This window comes from Ahniella affigens, assembly GCF_003015185.1.
Taxonomy (GTDB): domain Bacteria; phylum Pseudomonadota; class Gammaproteobacteria; order Xanthomonadales; family Ahniellaceae; genus Ahniella; species Ahniella affigens.
The window spans coordinates 2933561-2953375 of record NZ_CP027860.1 but is presented as its reverse complement, the minus strand read 5'-3'; the positions used below and the strand labels follow the sequence as shown (position 1 = coordinate 2953375).

Sequence of the window (19815 nt, the reverse complement as noted above, 5' to 3'; positions counted from 1 at the left end):
TGATTTGAAATCCGCCTGTAGGCGGATGCTTCCGGGTTTCGCCCCTTGCTAGCGTCGCTGGTTTGCCCAACCCCCGAGATGCTCCGTATGACGATCACACAATCATCACAATTATCACGCAACCTCCTCACGATCGCGATTGCCAGTGTTTTGGCGGGCGGCGCGCACGCCGCTGACTCGGCCAAGAAGAACGATCGGGATGCTGATCGTCTGGAAGCGGTGCAGGTCACGGCGACCTTGGTACCGGAAGACAGCGCCAAGATCGCCTCGCCCGTCGTGGTGGTTGGACCGGAAAAGCTGCACCAAGCCGATGGCACGGTGATCGAATCGCTGCGCGGGACGCCTGGTGCGTTTGTGCAGCAGACCACGCCCGGTCAGGCCGCCGTGTTCATTCGCGGTAGCAAGGGCTCGGAAATCCTGCATCTGGTCGACGGCTTCCGTTTGAACAGCGGTATCTTCCGCAACGCGCCGAACCAGTACTTCGCGCTGGTAGACGGGCAGTCGCTGGACCGTCTCGAACTGCTGCGCGGCCCGTCGGCTGGCCTGTACGGCAGTGACGCGATGGGTGGCGTGGTCAACATGCTGACGCCGAATCCGCTCGAACTGGACGAGCACAGCATGCGGCACGAAGTGCGCTTCCGGGCCGACAGTGCGCAGTCCTTGCGGATTGGGCATTACTCGGGTGCGGGCAAGGGCGAAAATTTTGCCGCGCAAGTCAGCGCGACGACCATCAATGTCGGCAACCGCGAAATCGGTGGCGGCGATGAACGGCCGTTCTCGTCGTTCGAGTCGAACTCGGTCAACGCCAAGCTGGCGTACGATGCGCACGATTTTGGCCGCTTCACGCTGAATGTGCAGGACACGTATCAGCCGCTGACGTATCGCCACGACGAACTGGTGCCGGGCTATGGTCAGACGACGGCCACGTCGGCCACCGCGACGTTTGAACCGCAACAACGCACGTTTGCGCAGCTGGCCTGGGAAAACAGCCTGGACAACGGCCTGTTCCAGAATATTCGGGCGCAGGTGGGCAAGCAGGCCATCCGCGATGATCGCCGCAGTCGCGATACCGGCGCATTCAGCGAAGCGCAGGAACAGAATACTGATCGTATGACCGGTGGTTCGGTGCTGCTGAGTGGTAGCAATGAGGGTGGTCACCGCTATTCGGTGGGCGCCGAGGCTTACGGTGAAAAGGTCAAGGCGTACCGCACCAATGTCGACATTCGCACGGGCGTGGGCACCACGGCGCTGGCGCGCTTCCCGAACGGTTCGGTGCAGGAAAGCTGGGCACTCTACGCGATTGACGATTGGGAAATCAATGACTCGGTCGATTGGGTGATTGCTGGTCGGTACAGCGATTTCAATCTGGATATTCCGCGGCAGGGTTCGTTGGCGGGTGTCAAGATCGACAACAGCGCGTTCAGTGGTCACACGGGTATCAGTGTGGCGGTGGCTGATGGCACGCGGCTCGTGGCGAATGTTGGACGCGGTTTCCGTGCCCCGAACATCTTCGACGTGGGCCAGTTCGGCAACCGTCCGAGCAACCGCTTCGCGATTCCGAATCCGAATCTGAAGCCGGAAACGCTGGTCAGCGTGGATGTGGGTGTCAAGCATGATGGCGACGCGTTCGACTTCGAAGCGTATGCGTTCCAGAGCCAGTACGACGACAAGATCGTCACGGTGTTCACCGGCCGCAATGTGGGGTCGCGCCGCGAAGTACAGAACGTCAATGCGACCGAAGCGACGCTGTATGGCGTCGAGTTTGGCTTCAACTGGACGCTGGCCGAGGCCTGGTGGCTCGATGGCAGCCTGAATTACACCCGCGGTACCGAGAAACTGGATGGCAACGAGGCGCCAGCCGACCGCATCGCGCCGCTGAACGCGAGTCTGGATCTGAACTGGCAGATGGACGATCAATGGCGGTTCAACGCAGGCGTGCTCGCGGCAGCAACACAAGACCGCCTGTCCGATCGTGACCTCGGCGATCCGCGCATCGACCCGAATGGCACCGGCGGCTGGGCCCGTTGGGACATCGGCACGGTGTATGCGCTGAATGACGCGGTGGATCTGAGCTTCCAGGTGCAGAACATCGGCGACAAGCAATACCGCGAGCATGGCTCGGGCATTGATGCCGTGGGCCGTAATTTTGTGCTCGGCGTGGATTGGCGGTTCTGAGGTTTGCGGGGCGGCCATAACAAGCGGCCCCAACGATGCTGGCGCGTCCCCCTGTTGGGTCGCGCCAGTCAAAACCGTAGGGGCAGACCCCGGTGTCTGCCCTGACCGGGCCCCTGAGCCTGCCCTGACCGGGCTCGTGCGTCTGCCCTGACCGGGCCCGTGCGTCTCCCTGACCTGGCCACCGATTCACGAACCCGAGAAACTGGTGTAACGTCTGGACCTCAAATTCCGAAATGGGGGTTCGCGATGTTGCTTGGCAGCGAAAGTGAGGTTCGTGGCAGGTTTCTCCCGGCGCTACTGCTCGGTGTTCTGAGCGTACTCGTCGCGCTCTCAGCAGCGGCCCAAGACAGCGACAGTGCCACTCCAACTGCTTCGCCTGCGGCTCCAACCACTGCGCCAACGACTGCTGCACCGCCGACTGCAGCACCGCCGACTGCTGTGCCCACGCAGTGTGTCGCGGCGGACTTGAGCCTGCTCCCGGGTCCGCATCGCCCCAACCGGCCGGGCGACCGCCTCCCGCTTTATCACTTCGGTGACTATCTGAAACTTCGCGCCGATGGCGCCTGCGTGACGCAGATTCTGGCGCTGTACGACCAGACGGGTGACTCCGTCGCGAACAACGTCGTCCAGACCAATTTGGGCCTCGTCTTCAACGGCGTGCGCATGAAGCAGATGGCGACCACGTTGACCCGCCACGACGAGGGCAAGAGCCTGGAGCTCGCGTTCTTGCTGTCGCGCGATTCCGAGAACATCGACAACCGTCAGGCCTGGAACGATTTTCTGGGCACCGCTCGGCATCACGAGGACCGTCATAGCGAGTTGCTCGTAGAACTCGGATTGATCATTGGCAAGGACCCGGTACGGCACATCGGCGCGGCGCAGGCGATCTCGTTTCTGGGCTCCGGTGTCACGTCGATCTACATTGCGATCGCTCTGGGATTCATTGCGATGGTCCTGGCGTTCTTCTTTGCGCTCAAGCATCCCAGTCTGCTGCGCGTGCACCCGAATGGCGCCTACAGTCTCGCGAAATCGCAGATGGCGTTTTGGGCAGTGCTGTTGGCGGTGACATTTGCCGTGCTGTATGGCTTGCTCGATGACATGGAACATATTCCGAACAGCCTGTTGATCTTGGTCGGCTTGTCGGGGGCCACGAGCTTTGCATCAGTCTGGATCACGCCGAGCGCCGACAAGATGGCCATGGCCGATCACACGATGCGCCACTTCTTGCAAGACATCTGCAGCGATGGCACCGGCGCCAGCGTGCACCGGGTGCAGGCCGTCATCTGGACCGGGATGCTTGGCGTGGTCTTCATCAATCAAGTCATGCTGGTCATCAGCATGCCGGACTTCAACAACACATTGCTGACCTTGCTCGGAATCAGCAATGGCACCTATGTGGCGATGAAGATGAAGGAATGAACTGGTGGGCGAAGGCGGTTTGGCGTTGCTGACGAGACCGTTTGACGTTGTGTTGTTCCTGGTGTTTCCGTTGGGGACCGTGGCAGGGCAGACACAGGGGTCTGCCCCTACGGGAAATGCTCTCGGCTGGGCAGACGCGGGTCGGGGGCTTGGTCGTTCGGCGCGCGGTATCAGGGTGCGCAGGTCAAGCCATCCAACCGCCAGAGCTGCACGAGGTCCAATGAGCCCGATCCAAATCCTGGCTGCGTGCTTTGCCAGGTAACCCGGGCGGCATTGTCGCCGAGTTGCTCGAAGCGCAGATTGCCCCAGCTCGCGCGTTGCAGGTCGGCTGGGCGATAGTCGGGCGGGAAGTCCGGGCCGGAAGCCGAGAAGGCGGCGATATCGACCGCATTGCCAGAAAGCGTGCCGACGCCATTGAACCAGGCGGGCTGGCCATTGACGAACGCATACCAAGACGCGGCGGCGCGACCGTCGCCCAGGTATTCGAACACCAGACCATGGCCGTCCTGGCCCGGCGCAAACCAAGCGCCGCTCGTGCATGAACCCAGAATGGTGTTGCTCCCGGCGCTGCGATCGGGTTGGGTGAGGCGCTGCAAACTCATCCCGCCATTGCTGAAGCCCGGCACGCTGCTCGTCCAATCCACGCGCCCGTTGTTGAGATCATCGAAGCGCAGGCGGGCCGTGCCCCAGACTGAGGTCTGCACCTGGCCCGGCTGAAATGCGGGCGGAAACTGGGCACCGGTGTTGGCGTACAGCGTCAACGTGGCGCTGTTGCCGCTGTATTCGCCGAAGCCATAAAGCCAGATCGGCTGACCGTCCTGATAGACATACCAGATCGCGGTCAGCGTGCGTGCGCCGCCGATCTGGTTCGCATGAACGGTAAAGCCGTGGCCGTCCTGAGCGGGATCAAAGAACGATCCGGAGATGCGTGCATCGATCGCGAAGTCGGCCAGTCCATCGAAGTCACCGAGCGGCGCTTTCCAAACGCCGCGACCATAGGTAAACGCGTACAACGCCGGCGGATTTTCCTGGTCGGCAATGGCCAGGTGTTCGGTGATCACTTTGGCAAAGCCATTGTGCTCGCTGGCCCAGTTCGCGCCACCATCGACACTGACGAAGACCCCTAGATCGGTGCCGACAAACAAGCGCTGCCGATTGGTGGGATCGACGACCAGCACATGCACGGGCACATCGGGCAACGCGGTTGCGCCGGTGCCGTCGATCGCTGCCCAGGTCGCGCCAGCGTCGGTGCTCTTGTAAACATGGCGACCGCCAAAACTGGAGTACGTCGCATAGGCGATATTGGCGTCGCCCGGATCAAATGTCAGCGACGAGACCCAGCCAGTCCGCGGGCTGCTGTTTGGCCAGACGGTGTTCGTGTTCGCGCTCGTCGCGGCGTTTTGCCGATAGATTGCCAATTCATTACCAGCCAACACACGATTGCTGTTGCCGGGTGCTACGGCAATGGCGGTGATGCGGTGACCAAAGCTGTTGCCGAAGTACGCGCTGGCGCGGGTCCAGTTGCGGCCCTGATCGTTGGTTCGCCACATCGCCGTACCGCCAAGCCAGAGGCGATCGGGGGCGTTCTGATCGATCACATAAGGCACGATGAACACGGTGTTGTCCTGAATGCCGTTGGTGGCTCGTGTGAAGCTCTGACCGCCATCTGTCGATCGGCGCAGATTCACATACTGGTAGCTGACGTACAGCACGTTGCTGTTTCGTGGGTCGATCGCCACCGATGCCCCGTCGCCTCCGAAGATGTGATTCCACGTCGGCGGCGATTGCGTCAACAGCGTGCCGTTGTCCTGCAGACCGCCCATGACCTTGCTGCCATTGCGGGTTGTGGTGCCCGTGTAGTACTGACCGGTCACCAGGCCACTCGTGATCTCCTCCCAACTGACCATGCCGTTCTGCGGCAGGCACGAGGCGTTGACGGCTCGATTGACCGTGCCGCGAGCGTTGGCCGTGCGGGCGATCCCGCCGTCGTTCAAGGTGTACAGCGTGCGATTTTGCACGCCATCAAATTCGGGGTGGAACTTCAGCAAGTGCTGATCGGCGTGCACGCCGTAGATTTGATTGCCGAACGCCCCACTCGGGTCGCGGAATGGCTTCCAGTACGACGCCTTGCCGAACGTCACGCCGCCGTTATCAGACCGATAGAGCTCCATGCCGCCGGCCCAGACAATATTCGGATCAATCGGGTCCACAGCCAGCGCCATGTTGTACCAGCCGGCGCTGTAGTAATCGGCCGCCTGGTTGCACACACGCCAGTCAAAGCCATCGCCGTAACTCAGCAGGTAGGTGCTCAGCAAATCGCTGGAGTTGTTGCGCACCTGCGCCGTCCAAGTGCGGCCACCATCGTTGGAGCGGAACAGGGCGTGCAGGCCATTGTCGTAGTCGCCGATGAAATCGCCCGAACGATCCGGGCCGGGGTCGATCGATGCCGACAGCGCATAGACGATTTGTGGATTCGATTTGGAAGCGTCCATCTGCGTGCGGCCCATCGCTGTCTCGGACAGCACTATCTGCCACTGATCACTCGCATTCGCATTGGCGTTCCGGTAGATCGCGGCCGGGCAGGGCGCGGCGCCATTCGCGCAACCTGCCGGAAAGATGGTGCCCGGCAAGTAGTAGCGATCATTTGGGGATCGCGACGCACAGCTGACCAGTATCACGTCGGTATCGCCGTCAACGATCTCTTGCAAGTCGTGGCACCCTTCATACAGCAGCACGCCTTGCGGATTGCTCGGGCGCAGCGTCTGCTGCCAGCTGGCGCCCCCATCGCGGCTGCGCCAGACGCCGGAATTCGTCGCGGCGTACAGGCGATTGGGGTCGTGGCGCGAAATCAGGATATCGGCGACATAGCGGAAGTTGTCGTTCTCGGTCGCAGTCAAGGCAACCAAGGTACGCCCGCCGTCGCGACTGCGATAGATCCCCTGGCCCCACATTGCCGAATACGGTTGGGCGTTGTTGCGATACAGCTCGCCGGTGCCGACAAACAGGGTGTCTGGTGCGCGCGCATCCACCGCAATTGCGCCGATATTGACGTTGCCCGTCTGATCGTTGAGCAGTTGCCAGCTCGCCCCACCATTTTGCGTTTCCCAGAGCCCACCCGAAACGCCGCCAACGATCATTCGGTTGGCGTTGCGTGGGTCGAACACGAGGGCGCGCATCCGGCCGGCGACATTCGTCGGGCCAAGCGACGCCCAGCGGGCAGCCGCTTTCGCCTGGTCGCGGTGGGCGACTTCCCGGCCGAGCACCGTGCTGTACTCAGGCATCTGCTGCCGATGCCGCTCGGCGCGGCGATACCAATCCGGGTCGATGCGTCCGGTTTCGGGATTGACCCGACGTTGCCATTGGTACTCGGCCCAGTCCCGCGACGCCGTTTCACGTTCGGCCTCGGATTCCGGCTCAGAGGCTGATTCTGCGGCGGTTTTGGGTGCCTGCGTGCAGGCGTTGACGGCGAGCATCAGCACGAGCAGCGCAATGCGGCTGCCGTGAAAGGGGAAGACTCGGGCGTGCTCGGTCATGGATGTCACCTGCCAGAAACGGAACGGGCGCAGCCATGCTGCGCCCGTTCAGTCTGCCAAGCCAGTGACGAGAGTGATAGTCCGGCCTTGGCTGATTGCTGGTGGTCGACCTGAAAAAGCGGGGTCCGGAAGTGCCCATCGATGGTCGTTGGGCAGTGGGCCGGCTCAGGTCAAGGCTCGACTTCGCACCGAGCGAATGACCTTAACCGCCCAACGGGCGGACCTGGCCGCCGCGCGGATCGATCGTCACGTCCAGATTGGCCTTGAAGATCTTGACCGGTTCGAGCTTGCTGACATCGCGTGGAATGCCGTATTGGTCGTACTGATCCTTCTGGCTGTTGCTGATCACATAAACGTCGGAGCCGGCCGTGGCGGTCTGGCTCAGCGACGTGAACTCTGGGCGCCCCGCTGCAACCGGCACGGCCTGGACCACCGCAGCGCCATCATCGCGAAGTTTCAGCCGCATGATGCGCGCCGGCGGGAACGCGTTCTGGACGATGATCAGATCGCCATTCCATTCGGTCATGCTCTGAATGCCGAGCATGGTCAGGTTCTTCGATGGCGTCAGCGGGATAGCCTTTTGATCGGAGAGGCGAATGGCGAAGATCCCGATGTCGTAGTCGGCGAAGTAGAGCACTTCGCCGTTCGGGCTGAATGTCATGGCGCGGATGCTCGTGAGCCGCGGGTTCGAGACATAGAGGTTCAGCTTGCCGTCGACGATGTTGAAGATCCGACGACCGGCATCATCGGCGACAAACACATCGCCCTTGCTGCTGACGGCCAGCGCGCTGAGGATGAACGGCCCGGCCTTGGCATCGAGCAGATAGGTGCCGATGAGCGCGCCGGTCTTCAAGTCGAATTTGAACAGCCCGGCCTTGCCAAAATCCGTATCGGCGATGCCTTTCAGGTGCGGCAAGCCTGTGCTCGCCACCCACAAGGCATTCCGCGGTGCATCGACGGCCAGATCGGTCACCGACCACAGGCCGTTTTCTTTGGTAGCCGAGATGAACGGGGTCAACTTGCCGGTGTCATCAGCGAGGCTGATGCTGCCGTCACGAACCGAACCAACTAGAAACTGCTTACGGGTCGGATCAAAGGCCAACGATTCGTACAGGTGGTCGCCCGCAGGCAGCGTCATGGCCACCTTGCCCTCGCCGAACGGCGCCCGATTGGCATCCAGATTCTTCAGGATGTATTCGTAAACCGGCGTGCTGGCGACCTTTTCGAAGCGTTTGTCTTCGCGCGGGTCGTAGGCATAGCCCTGGACCTGCAAATTGATCAGCGCGTCATAGGCTTTGCGCTTTTCGTCCTGCAGGGCATAGACCGCAGCCAGTTCATATTTGATCGTGCCGGCGTGTGGACGCAACTGCACGAGACGCTCGTAGACATCTTGCAGATTGCGCCATTCGGACTTGGACTCATATTGCTGAGCAGCACCGATCAGAACATTCACGTCCATCACCCGAGCCAGCTCCTTGGCCAGTTCGGACGGCTGCTCCACTTGTTTCATCTGGCGCTGTTGCTGTGGTGTCAACGCCTGTGCCGAAACCAGGCCAGACAGAAGGGAAAGCAGCAGGGCGCCGCTCTTGAGCAATGTTTTCATGGTGTCTTCCAGGGAGATCAGGCGCAATGGGACCAGTCGGGATGGCGAAGGTTCCACGGCCTGTCAGCAACTTGCCTGAAAAACCCGGAACCAAAGCGCCACTCCCTGGCCAGCCCGCACGCTAACATCGGGGCAAAGGAGCCGGACACAATGACTGAAACCGTCACGCTTTTCAATGGTCGCTGGTTGCGCATCAAGGCCCGCAACGGCTGGGAATTTGCCGAGCGAGTCAATCCACGCGGGGCGGTCATTGTGGTCGCGCTGACGCCGGCCCGCGAGCTGCTGTTTGTCGAGCAATACCGCCCGCCGATTCAGGCCACCACCATTGAAATGCCGGCCGGACTGATTGGCGACTTGGCCGGGTCCGAAGATGAGGACATCTTGGAGAGCGCGCGCCGCGAACTCGAAGAGGAAACCGGCTATCAGGCATCGCGACTGGACTACGTCATGGGTGGCCCGGTGTCGGCTGGGATGAGTACCGAGTACGCGCATTTTATCCGTGCCACCGGGTTGACGCAGGTCAGCGCCGGCGGCGGCGATGAAACCGAGCAGATCGTCGTGCACCGGGTACCGCTCGCCGAGGCGGCGGTGTGGCTCATGGCCAAGCAGGCGGAAGGGTTTCCGATGGACCCCAAGATCTGGTCCGGTTTGTACTTTGCCGAACGCGATGCCCGCGGTCAGCTCTGGCCGGAACCCACCGGCCCATAACCCGGCCACGCCGCAAACGATGCGGCGCTCAGCACATCCGGCGCTCCGGCAATCGCAAAAATGTAGTCGTCGGTCAGTTGCACGCGAACCCGTGCCCGGTTGACCGGCGCGGGTTGCAGCGCATTGCGGCGAATCGTGTCGGTATGGGCGGGCAGAATCTGCTGCTTCAGGAACGCTTCGGTCACGACCCAATGCTGCAGCCGTTCCAAATCCGTCATGCCACTGCGGCCGAACAGCGGCTCGAAGACTTCCGCAGGCAGACGTCTGGTGGCAGATTCGACGTCCACGCCAATGGGCGATACGGCTGCTGCCGCTGCCACAAACCCGCCGCCATGGCTGATCGACACGTAGCCGAACGGACTGTGGCGCACCGAGACCGGTGGCCGTTGCGGTTGTTCGGCGAACGGCCAGGTGGCAGGGTCACCGCCAAAGCTTCGGGCAAACAGTGTGCGCAGTAGCCAACGACCCAGCAGAAACTCCTCGCGACGACCACTGTGGCGCATCGCCTGCAGCCGGGTCTGTTCACTCGGACTCAGCCAGTTCTGGCCGGTTGGCATGTCGGCCATCGCGTCGCTGATACGCGCGAGGCGCAGTGCAAACTGCGGCTCGGCGAGATCGATCAGCATGGGTTGCCGGTGCTCGCTGCGCTGACAATGCGAAGACCCAGACCGCTGGCCTCGTAGATGCGTTGACCATCGACCCACAGGCTCGCCTCAGCAATCGCGAACGGCCCGCGCTGGTCACGACCGCGCTCGATGACTTCGAGCGTGGTCTGCACGATCCGATGCTTGGGCAAGACTTGGCCCCGATACTTCCAGCGATGCGGGAAGCCGGTCGCGATGGTCTCAAAGCGTGGCGACTCGATCCCGTCGGCCATGCCCTGTTCGAGCATCACATAGGCGAGCGTCTGCACCATCGCCTCAAGGCCCAGCGAGCCCGGTTGCACCGGGTCCTGAAAGAAATGCGCCTTGAAGAACCACTCGCCCGGATCGATGTCTTTGACGGCGCGCGCGGCGCCGAGCCCGGCCTTGCCACCGGTCGGCCAATAGCCTTCGATCCGGTCGATCATCTGCAACATGTGCTTGGCGAGTTTCAGACGACTGGCCGCGTCCGCTGACGCGACTTCGATCGCGGCGGGGGTCGCCTCGACACGCAGTTGCTGATGCATTGGATTCGCTGGCAATCCGGCCTGATTGGCGAGCGCCGCTTCGGGAAAGAAACCGAAGACCGTCTTGAGGCGATAGATGTCTTGGGCGCCGAGCCAGCAGTGGACCTCGAAGCTCTCGATGATCATGCCGCCGCTGGCCGATACGTCGGTCAGACAGACCTCGGTTTTGAGCGTGCCACTGCCTGGGTGAATCTCGGCAAAGATCGTGCCGTCACCATCGAGATTGCGGAAGCCCAGTTCGATCTCCTGCGTCAACGCAGAGCCGACATAGCTGGAGAGCCAGCCACACGGTTGCAGTGCGGCTTCCAGTAACACGGAGAAGGGCATCACGCCGTGGTTGTCCGAGAAGTACCAAGCCTCAGCCGGCACATCGTACTCGGCCAGCACCCTAGCGCCGGCTTTCATCACGCCGATCGGGCCATCGATTTCGGCGATGCGGCTGATGAAGTGATACGGCGGGCTCGGCAAGCGGGCGACGCGTTGCACGCCATCAAAGCGGCGATACATCGGACCAAACGCCTCGCTCGGTCGCCCATCGGCACACGCAAGCAGCGCGCGTTGATCAAAGCGGAATCCGTCAACCGTTGCCACCGGACGCGTTGCTTCAATTGGCGGAATGCTGGCCTCGTAGGCCATCGGCCAAGCCGGCACTAATTGCAATCCCACGCGGCGCGCGTGGAATGCTTTCAGGCCATCGACAGTGCACAGGAGATCGGCATACAGCGTCGGGATCGGGCCGTCGTGGCGCTCTTCGACAAAAATCTCGGTGACCAGCTGCCGCGAACGCGGGGTGACCTGGCCGCGGCACTGCAGCTTGTAGGGCACTTCGGGAACCGGCTGGAACCGCCAGCCGTCGCGCTTTAGCGTGTAGCCCATTGCCGCCAGATAAAACGCCATGGCGCCCAGGCAGGCATCGAACATCAGCGTGCCTGGCATGCATGGGTCGTTCTTGAAATGACCGTCGAAGAACCACTGATCGGGATGGATATCAAGCTCAGCGCGCAAGTAGCCGCGTTGCCACGGTCCGCCATGGCTGCTGAGGGACGTGACGCGATCGAACAGCAGCAAGTCGCCCGCAGCAAAGGTTGGCGTGCGCGTATGGGTTCGGGTGAAGCCGAAGTCGGGGCCAAAGCACCGCACCAGATCGCCGGCCGCAAAGGCATCGAGTGCGGCGCGCTCGTATCGTTCCGGAATCGCGGTGACGAGCGGCGCGTCCACGCGTGCGTCGGCGCGAATGTCCTGGTCTTCCGCCCGCCACAAACAGCCAGCCGAATCAGCAAGCTCTTGATCGGTAAAGAAGCCAGCCTGACCTTGCCGCACCGACAACTGCGGGCGTGCACCGTTGTAGCAGTCGTAGTGGAAAAACATCAGGCGCACGTCGCCTTGCGCAGCGTGGCCATCGAGGTCGATTTGAAAGCGCAGCGTATCGCCGCGCTTAGGTAAATCGCCATGGTAGGTGAGTTCGCAACCGAGCAGGCGGTACACGCGCTCGCCGCGATTGACGCTGTCGATGCCTGCCCAGGAGATCAGCATGAGGTCGGCCTGACCGGCTTCGATCATCACGCCTGCCGGCATGTGTTCGTGGTGCAGATACCAAGTTTGCGAGCCGACATCGGTTTCGGTCCAGATCCGGCCTTTGCCGAGCGCCATGGGTTCGGCGTCGAGGCCCACGACACGGTCCGCCAACAGCAGCGGCGGCTTTGGCATCCGCACCTGTCGGAGGTAGTGATCCTGACCCGTAAACGCCGGTCCAAAGATGCGCGATATCGCGCCATCGGCGTGCACTTCGAGTTGCTCGCGACTGAACGTTGGACCGGTCGGGGGCGCGAGCGCTGGAATCGTTGCAGTCTGCACCGCGATTGACGCGGGGGCAGGGCGCGGCTCCGGGCGCAACACCGGGGCAGGTGGGGCCTCAGGAACGGTGCTCACGTTGACGCTTGGTTCGGAACGCGGCGCGGTTTGGGCGACGATCGGCGTTGGCGCGACACCCGGCGTTGGTGGGTCGAAAGCGGTGTGCGCAACCTGGCCTTGGAAATCTTGTGCTTGTGCACCCGAGGCCAGCAGCACGCGGACAGCCTGTTCGCGAATGGCCAGAAACCGCTGGTGCGCGGCCAACTGGTGCGCGAGATATTGCTGTTGCAAAGATGTCAGCTGCTGCAATTGATGTTGCAGCGCCGCTGCGGGCAACGCGCTCGCGGTCTCGGGCGGTGCGATGGGCGTTGGTGCAACGACTCCGGCATGCGCGGTGGCCACGGTTACGGTTGGCGGCGTTGGTGCGATTGCAGCAGCTGGTGTTGTCGCGGACGACGCGGGGGCCACTTGCGTGATCGCGGCGGGCACCGCCGCAACGCGCATAGCGGTGGCCACTGGCGCACGCACGGCTGGGACCACGGGCGTGTCGACGTCGACTGCGGCCGCGTTGGGCCGGGTGCTGCGCCAGACCACGGGTGGCAGACTGGACGGTGGCAGGGCGGGCGCCGGTTTCATGAACGGATCGCTTAGTTTGGGGGCTGCTTCGAGTGCGAGTGGCTGACGATTGGTAGGGCGTCGCACGTTCGGCCAATGCGGTTGCACGCGATACGGGCGCGTGGGGGCTGGCACTTGATCGTAGATCCCAAGCCGACGTGTGATCGCAGCGAGATCGACCGCGAATCCGGCCGAGCGGAGCTGCGCGACAACTTGCCACAGCCCGGAGAGACCCTGACCCTTCCGGTCCAGACTCACGATCACCGCATCGCGCTCGCCGAGTTGGGCGCGGATGGCGCGTGAAAAGCTGCTGCCTGGACCGTGCTCGACGAACAAGCGCACGCCGTCCTGCCAGGCTTGTTCGATGACCCGCCGGATATCCAGAGTATCGATGGCCTGATCGAGAATCGCCTGCGCGCAAGCCGACTCGCTCGGCTCGTAGGCCTTGGCCCAAGCGCTGGAATAGATGCGGCCGTGACGAATGGGGTGCGCCGTGCGGGCATGCAGGCGGTACCACGCTTCGGCTTCGGCACGCACTTCGGGCATGTGCACGATCATCGAATACGACAGTGGCAAACAGCGTGTGCGTCCGATCGCCTGAACCAGGTGCTCGCATTGTTCGCGATCACCTGCAATCAGGCATTGCTCGGCGCTGTCCACAATGCACAAGCGGACGCGCGGAAACGCTTGCAGACGCTCCTGCACTTCGGCGAGCGGTGCCAGGACGGTCCACGTGGCGAACCCAAGCGATTCGGGCCATAGCGTTTGCAGCGTCCGGAACTCGCCAGCGAGCGTCGTCTGCATTAAGCCGCTGGCGTCCATGTCGGCCATCAGCGCATCGGGTTGGTGCCAGATGCCAGACGCAAACAACGCATTGGTCTCGCCTGACGAATAACCGAGCCAGGCGTCGGCGCGCAATCCGAGAATGTCCTCGCTGAGGCGCAGATGACACTGCGACAGTGCTGATGCCGCCAGCAACTGCGTGCTCGGATCGGCCTGCTCGAAATCAGGTTCCCACGCTCGGCGCAAGCCCTCAAGCAACCGGGGCGATTCGCGGCGCAGTGCATTGGTCAGTTCCGGCAGGTCAGCCAGCAACGCGCGACCCATGTCGGCGTAAGACGCACCGGCGCCGGTGAACACAAAGGCGACGTCACCTGCAATGGGTTGCTCGCGATAGATCAACGTGGCCGTGTTCGGCAGGCCCTGTTCCAGCATGGCCTCGGCGCGTTGATGCTGCGCCTCGTAATCGCTTGCGTCAGCCAGAATCACGAGACGGGCCGGGCCGACGTCGCTCGTCTGTCTGGCCCGCAGCGCAGCTAATACGTGCTGGCGGTTGGCGCCGCTGTATAGGTGCAGGCCGGGCACGGGTGTGTCGATGCGTCGGCGCTCCGAGGGTGACAGAAGGCGCAGGGTGCGACCGTCTGGCAACACGCGCGAACGGTGCGCCGAATCACCGAGAGCAGGCTCGCCAGCAACACTTAGATTGCGATTGGCCGCCCGCAGTGGTGCGAGCAATGCGTGCAGTCCCGCAGCGGCGCCAAGGCTTGGTACCTGCTCTGGACTCGGGTCCAGTGCGCGCGGGGCATTGGTGTTTGGGTCCAGCACCATCTCGGCAATGATGCGGTCGTGCTCGCGCGACGCGTCGTCCCAGCGTTTGATCGCAAGCATGATCGCGCCGTCACTGCCCGGGCGGCCGCTGGCCGCTGCGTCCACGTCGTCGGCCGCGAATTCCGATACGCCGACGAGTGCCAGGTCGACATCGTGATGGGTGAGCGCATCGAGCGCCAGACTCAGTGCCTGCAATCCGGAGTCGGCAAGTGCCTGCACCGTGAACGACGGACCCATGAGGTCGAATTGCGAGGACAGACGATTGGCGGGAATGTTCGGCATGGTGCCGAGCACGGCGGCGGCGTCGAGCGCCGGCACGACGGCATCACGCGCTTCGGTCAGTGCAGCGCCGCTGAATTGATTGGCAAGACGCCAACGCAGGCCGTAGCGGGCCACGTTTGGATCCGGCTCCATGCCGATGATCACGGCAGTCCGTGACGGCAACGCCTCAGACTGGCCGTGCCAAGCCTGACGCAGCACATTGAACAGCGCCAGTTGCTGCGGCAGGCAACGATTCAGGTCATTCGGCGGTAAACGCAAGCCACTCAGTTCGAGGTCGAACGGCGGCATTGCACCGGGCGACGACGCGCCGTTCTCGCCGTTCGTTGCGGGAGCGGCGCTCGCAAAGCTTGCCCAATCGGGATATTCGCCGTCGAGCAATCCCACACCGACCAGCGCGAAGCGGGCGGGCGTTGGCGTTGTGGTGACCGGCGCCTGCAGCAGTTCGGGCGCAAACTCGCTGACAATCAGGTGCGCGTTGTTGCCGCCGAAGCCGAAGGCCGATACGGCAGCGATTCGCGGGCCGTCACTGGGCCACGCTTCGGTCTCGGTCAACACGCGAAACGGCAGGCCCGGCAATGCCGGATTCAGCGCGCCATCGAAACGCGTGGGCGGCCGCATCTGGTGACGCATGGCCATCAGCACCTTGATCAGACCCGCGCCACCGGCTGCGGTAATCAAATGACCCAGGTTGGATTTCAACGAGCCGATCGGTAACCCAGCGTGGTCACCAAACACAGCAGCGGCGCTTCTCAATTCCGTCGCGTCGCCGACACTGGTACCCGTCGCATGGCATTCGAGCAGACTGACGTCGCTCGGGTTGAGATCGGCGCTCGCATACGCAAGACGGAGGCAGCGCTCCTGCCCGGATTGATCGGGCACCAGCAAGCCACGGCCTTTGCCGTCGTTGCAAAGCCCAATGCCGCGAATGACCCCGTGAATCGTGTCGCCATCGCGAACCGCGTCGGCCAGACGTTTCAACGCAAACACCGCAGCACCCTCAGCGGGGATCAGGCCGTCGGCGTCACGATGAAACGGGCGCGATTGACCACTCGGGCTCAACGCTTTGAGTGCACTGAACCCCACGTGCAGGAACAGATCGTCGGCGCCTTGCACGGCACCGGCGAGCATGAGATCGGCGCGGCCATCATGCAAACGGTCGCACGCGAGCTTCAAGGCATACAGCGAGCTGGCGCACGCCGCATCCAGACAGAACGCGCCTTGATCCAATTGCAGGGCACGCGCAAACCACGCGGCCGTGCCGCCACTCATGTAACGGTGGCTCGGCTCGGATTGCGCCGCATCGGTCCAGACGTTTTCGGCAAAGCGCGCCATCGAGGCAGTCGGGAAGCCCAGATTGCCGAGCACCGCGCCGACACGCTGGCGTGTGCCCGGCACGTTGCGCAGGGCTTCGCGCGCGGAATGCAGGAGCCAATGCAGCATTGGGTCCTGGCGTTGCAGCGTGGCTGCAGGCACCGCAAACCCTTCCGGATTCCACACGTCGGCAAAACCCTGGACGCGGCCCGCACGGCTGTGCTGACAGCGATCGGCGTCCTGCATGCCGGGCGTTAGCAGCACACTGTCGTTCGGCATGCGCCAGTCGGCAACAGGAACGTCGCAGGTCAGATCAGCCTTGGCGACGACGGCTGCCCACAACGCGTCCGGGCTGAGCGCGCCGGGCAGCACGCACGCGTGTCCGACAATGGCAATGGGAGCAAACACAGCGGGTTTCGGGCTCATGAACGATTGCGGATTCAGGCGGCGCGGTCTGACCACTGGCCGCGCGGCAGCGCGACGTTCTGCACGCCGAGTAGTTCGGCGATGCGACGGCCCTGGCTATCGATCAGCACAATGTCTGTTGTCATTTCGCTGCTGCCGTGTTTCTTCCGCACGGCGGCCGCGCGCAGCGGGCCTGGTGCCGGGAGCTCGCCATAGTGGCGCAGTTCGGCGATGGCCATCGGCAGATTCGGTACCCCGAGCATGCGGTGGCCCATCAGCACGGCAGCCTGTAATCCGGCATCGAGCGCGGCCACATCGAACTGCCAGGGTTCGGCCTGCCAGCCTGCTGCCGAAATGCCGGTGAGCGTCGCGAGCAAGCCGTCATCGGACACCCCATCAATTGCATTGATCAGCTCGAACGAGCCGCGATGAAACAACAACTGGTCGTAGAGCGGCGCACCGTGCCAGGCCTCTGTCTGCAATTCCGGCAAGCCCTTGCCCGGTCGCTGAGCGTTCTCGCCGAGTTCGACCCGGGCGCTGTAGCGCAGTTGCCCTTGCTGGTCGATGAGGCGCATATCAAAGCTCGTGCCCTGGCGATCGGAGAGCGGGCGTGCTTCGACCCGGAATCGTTGACCGCCGTTCTCGAAGCGATCCAGGCGCACGCCCTTCAGCACCTTCAGGTCGTGGAGCGATTGCAGCTTCAGACCAGGGCGCAGGCTCGCCGCCGCACGGGCAAACCACTCGGCAACGAGCACCGCCGGCAGGACCGGTTGACCGTCCACGGCATGACCTTCCAGATAGCGATGGCTGTCTTGATTCACCGAGACTTCGACCGCGGCGACGCGCGCATCCGCGCCATCTGCCAGCAGCGCTTCTGGCCGCGGCTCGCCACCGAGCACCAACTCGACATCGTCAACGCGGGCGTCGCGCAGTTCATCGACAAACATCTGCGCGCCAATAGCGAGCGGGATCATTGGCACGCCAAGCTCGGCAAAGCGCGCTTTCAGATGCGGCGTGACCATGCCGCCTTCCCAAGGGCCCCAGCCAAATGACTTCACGCGCAGACCCGGACGCCGCCGGGCTTCGGTTCTCGCCACTTTGGCGATCACTTCGTTGGCCATCGCGTAATCGGCCTGGCCGGTATTGCCGCAACGGGCGGACACCGACGAGAACACGGCAAGGAGTTTCAGCGGGTCGTCGGCAGTTGCTTGCAACAGCGCCGCGAGGCCCAGGACCTTCGTGCCGAATACGGCATCGAACTGAGCATCGGTTTTGTCGGCAATGCGCTTGTCGGCGAGCACACCGGCCGCATGCACCAGGCCCGCGATCGGGCCGAGCGCCGTGCGCACTCGCTGCAGCGCCTGTTGCAGCAGCGCGGCGTTGTTGACGTCGACCGGCAAGTAGTGCGCTTCGGCCCCAGCGGATTGGATGGCTGACAACGTGTTCCGTACTTCGCGATTTGCAAGCACTTGGCGCACGCGCGCATTGAGTTCGCTCGGAGTGATCGATTCGCGCGCCGCCATGGCCTCGGCCAGCAGGGCGCGCTTGATTCCCGTTTCGTCGGCGGCCTGGGCGCAACTGGCGGGCTCGGGGCTCAGCGCCGTGCGGCCGAGCAGCACGAATTTGAGTTTCTGGGTGCGGGCCCAGGCTTCGATGCAGGCGGCCGTCACGCCGCGGGCGCCACCGGACACGAGCACCACGTCACCGCTGTTCAGCACGCTCATGCTGGGGCGCACGGGCTTCAGTACGGATCGGAGCGTGCAGCGCTCGCCCTGGGTGTTGAGGCCGACTTCGATTTCGCCGCCGCCTTGCAACAGTTCTTGTGCAATCGCTTCGGCAATCGCACCAATCGCGCGCTGACCGCACTCCAGATCAATGGCGCGCAAATGAGCACGCGGCCATTCCAGCGCGGCGGTTTTGACCAATGCGGGGAAGCCCGACAACCACGCGCGTTCCTGGCTTTGACCGTTGAGGCCAAAGCTGCCGCCTGTATCTTGCACGGTGACGTATACCCCACCGTGTTCGGCGTGATGCGCGGCGATCACGCGTGCCCGCGCAAAGCTCGCAGCTTGAATCGCCATGGCCTGTTCCACACTGCTGATTGGCAGGAGGCCACTCAGATCGATCAGGCCCGCGGCCGAGGGCGTCGGCTCGGTGTTGGTGGCCTGAATGCCCATCGTGCGAAGCAGCACCGTCAGCGCCTCAGCAACGGCGGGCTCGCCGACGACATGAATTGGTCCGGCGAACAAGCCAGGCAAAGCCATCCCAGTTGCCGTTGCGGGCACCTTGGTGAGCGCGTAGCGGCCCAAACTGTTTGGAATCGTGAAGCCGGTGTGGCTCAGATCGGCAACGGTCACCGTCGGCGCGGTGGGCGACTTGCTTGGTGCGACTGCGACGGCGGGGGCTGCCGGCGCGGCCTGCGCCACTGATGGGGCCGCAGTGCTCGCGACATCAGGCAGTAGTGCCGCGATTTCTTTCAACGTGCGCAGACTGGAGAGCTGTTGTCGATCAACCTGGGCGAGACTTGGCAGCCGTTCCTCGAATGCCGCCAGAATCTCGACGCGCTTGATGGAATCGACGCCCAAATCGCCTTCGAGATCCATGTCGAGATGCAGCATGTCGGCCGGGTAACCGGTTTTGTCGGCGACGACTTGCAGCAACACCTTGCTGGGCGGCTCGCCGCTTGTGGTTTGGGCTGGTGCGATGACCGGCGCCGCGCTGGCTGATGGTGCTGCGGGCGAAAGTTCATCGAGATAGCCAATGATCTCGGCCAGTGTATGCATGCTCGAGAGGCGCGCACGGTCGGCTCCGGCAAGGGCTGGCGCACGTTCTTCGATCGCCGCCAAAATTTCGACGCGCTTGATCGAGTCGATGCCCAGGTCGCCTTCCAAGTCCATGCTCGGTTGCAACATGTCGACGGGGTAACCCGTTTTGTCGGCAACGACCTGGAGTACGGTCTGCCGGGCGGAGTCAGCGGCGGCGGGTGTTGGGGCACTGGCTGCAGCCGCGACGGGAGCAGCGCCCGCAATGGTCATTGTCGCTGTGCTCGAATGCGCTGCGGGCAGTGCCGTCGGGCCCGCAAGCGCTTCAAACTCAGCAACGATCTGCGCCAGCGTTTGCATGCCAGACAGCCGCTG

Annotated in this window: 8 protein-coding genes; 3 read left to right on the top strand and 5 right to left on the bottom strand. The window is 63.3% G+C overall.

Features of this window, described 5'->3' with window-relative positions; genetic code table 11:
- Positions 1-87: 87 nt before the first annotated feature.
- Positions 88-2175, top strand: a complete 2088-nt coding sequence (locus tag C7S18_RS11260) for a TonB-dependent receptor plug domain-containing protein (protein WP_170113229.1) — start codon at positions 88-90, stop codon at positions 2173-2175.
- 465 nt (positions 2176-2640) lie between these two features.
- On the top strand, positions 2641-3594 hold the full coding sequence (locus tag C7S18_RS11255; RefSeq protein ID WP_170113228.1) for a hypothetical protein: 954 nt from the start codon (positions 2641-2643) through the stop codon (positions 3592-3594).
- Positions 3595-3764: 170 nt separating this feature from the next.
- Here C7S18_RS11255 and C7S18_RS11250 read toward each other — a convergent pair whose 3' ends face one another.
- Both C7S18_RS11250 and C7S18_RS11245 read right to left on the bottom strand, forming a co-directional pair.
- Positions 3765-7127: a WD40/YVTN/BNR-like repeat-containing protein gene (locus C7S18_RS11250; protein ID WP_106891658.1), complete on the bottom strand. Its 3363-nt coding sequence runs from the start codon at positions 7125-7127 to the stop codon at positions 3765-3767.
- Positions 7128-7329: 202 nt separating this feature from the next.
- On the bottom strand, positions 7330-8730 hold the full coding sequence (locus tag C7S18_RS11245; RefSeq protein WP_106891657.1) for a WD40 repeat domain-containing protein: 1401 nt from the start codon (positions 8728-8730) through the stop codon (positions 7330-7332).
- A gap of 150 nt (positions 8731-8880) precedes the next feature.
- Here C7S18_RS11245 and C7S18_RS11240 point away from each other — a divergent pair, with 150 nt between their 5' ends.
- Positions 8881-9438 carry an NUDIX hydrolase gene (locus C7S18_RS11240; protein ID WP_106891656.1) on the top strand — a complete coding sequence of 186 codons (558 nt, stop codon included), beginning with the start codon at positions 8881-8883 and terminating at the stop codon, positions 9436-9438.
- Here the strand turns inward: C7S18_RS11240 and C7S18_RS11235 are convergent.
- Genes C7S18_RS11235 through C7S18_RS24945 form a run of 3 tightly spaced genes read right to left on the bottom strand, consistent with a single transcriptional unit; the run spans position 9408 to position 19590 of the window.
- On the bottom strand, positions 9408-10064 hold the full coding sequence (locus C7S18_RS11235) for a 4'-phosphopantetheinyl transferase family protein (RefSeq protein WP_106891655.1): 657 nt from the start codon (positions 10062-10064) through the stop codon (positions 9408-9410). The genes C7S18_RS11240 and C7S18_RS11235 overlap by 31 nt on opposite strands.
- Positions 10058-16699 (bottom strand): beta-ketoacyl synthase N-terminal-like domain-containing protein, encoded by a 6642-nt coding sequence (locus tag C7S18_RS11230; protein ID WP_146151887.1) that lies wholly within the window; start codon positions 16697-16699, stop codon positions 10058-10060. Before C7S18_RS11230 ends, C7S18_RS11235 begins: the two co-directional genes overlap by 7 nt.
- Positions 16700-16713: 14 nt before the next feature.
- Complete coding sequence (locus tag C7S18_RS24945; RefSeq protein WP_425481102.1) at positions 16714-19590, bottom strand: SDR family oxidoreductase; 2877 nt, start codon at positions 19588-19590, stop codon at positions 16714-16716.
- Between the last annotated feature and the right edge of the window lie 225 nt (positions 19591-19815).

Excerpts from the sequence above, each read along its gene's own strand:
- C7S18_RS11250 (WP_106891658.1), bottom strand. The coding sequence starts at position 7,127 with ATGACCGAGCACGCCCGAGTCTTCCCCTTTCACGGCAGCCGCATTGCG.
- C7S18_RS11230 (WP_146151887.1), bottom strand. The coding sequence starts at position 16,699 with ATGAGCCCGAAACCCGCTGTGTTTGCTCCCATTGCCATTGTCGGACAC.
- C7S18_RS11240 (WP_106891656.1), top strand. The coding sequence starts at position 8,881 with ATGACTGAAACCGTCACGCTTTTCAATGGTCGCTGGTTGCGCATCAAG.
- C7S18_RS24945 (WP_425481102.1), bottom strand. The coding sequence starts at position 19,590 with ATGTTGCAACCGAGCATGGACTTGGAAGGCGACCTGGGCATCGACTCG.
- C7S18_RS11245 (WP_106891657.1), bottom strand. The coding sequence starts at position 8,730 with ATGAAAACATTGCTCAAGAGCGGCGCCCTGCTGCTTTCCCTTCTGTCT.
- C7S18_RS11260 (WP_170113229.1), top strand. The coding sequence starts at position 88 with ATGACGATCACACAATCATCACAATTATCACGCAACCTCCTCACGATC.
- C7S18_RS11235 (WP_106891655.1), bottom strand. The coding sequence starts at position 10,064 with ATGCTGATCGATCTCGCCGAGCCGCAGTTTGCACTGCGCCTCGCGCGT.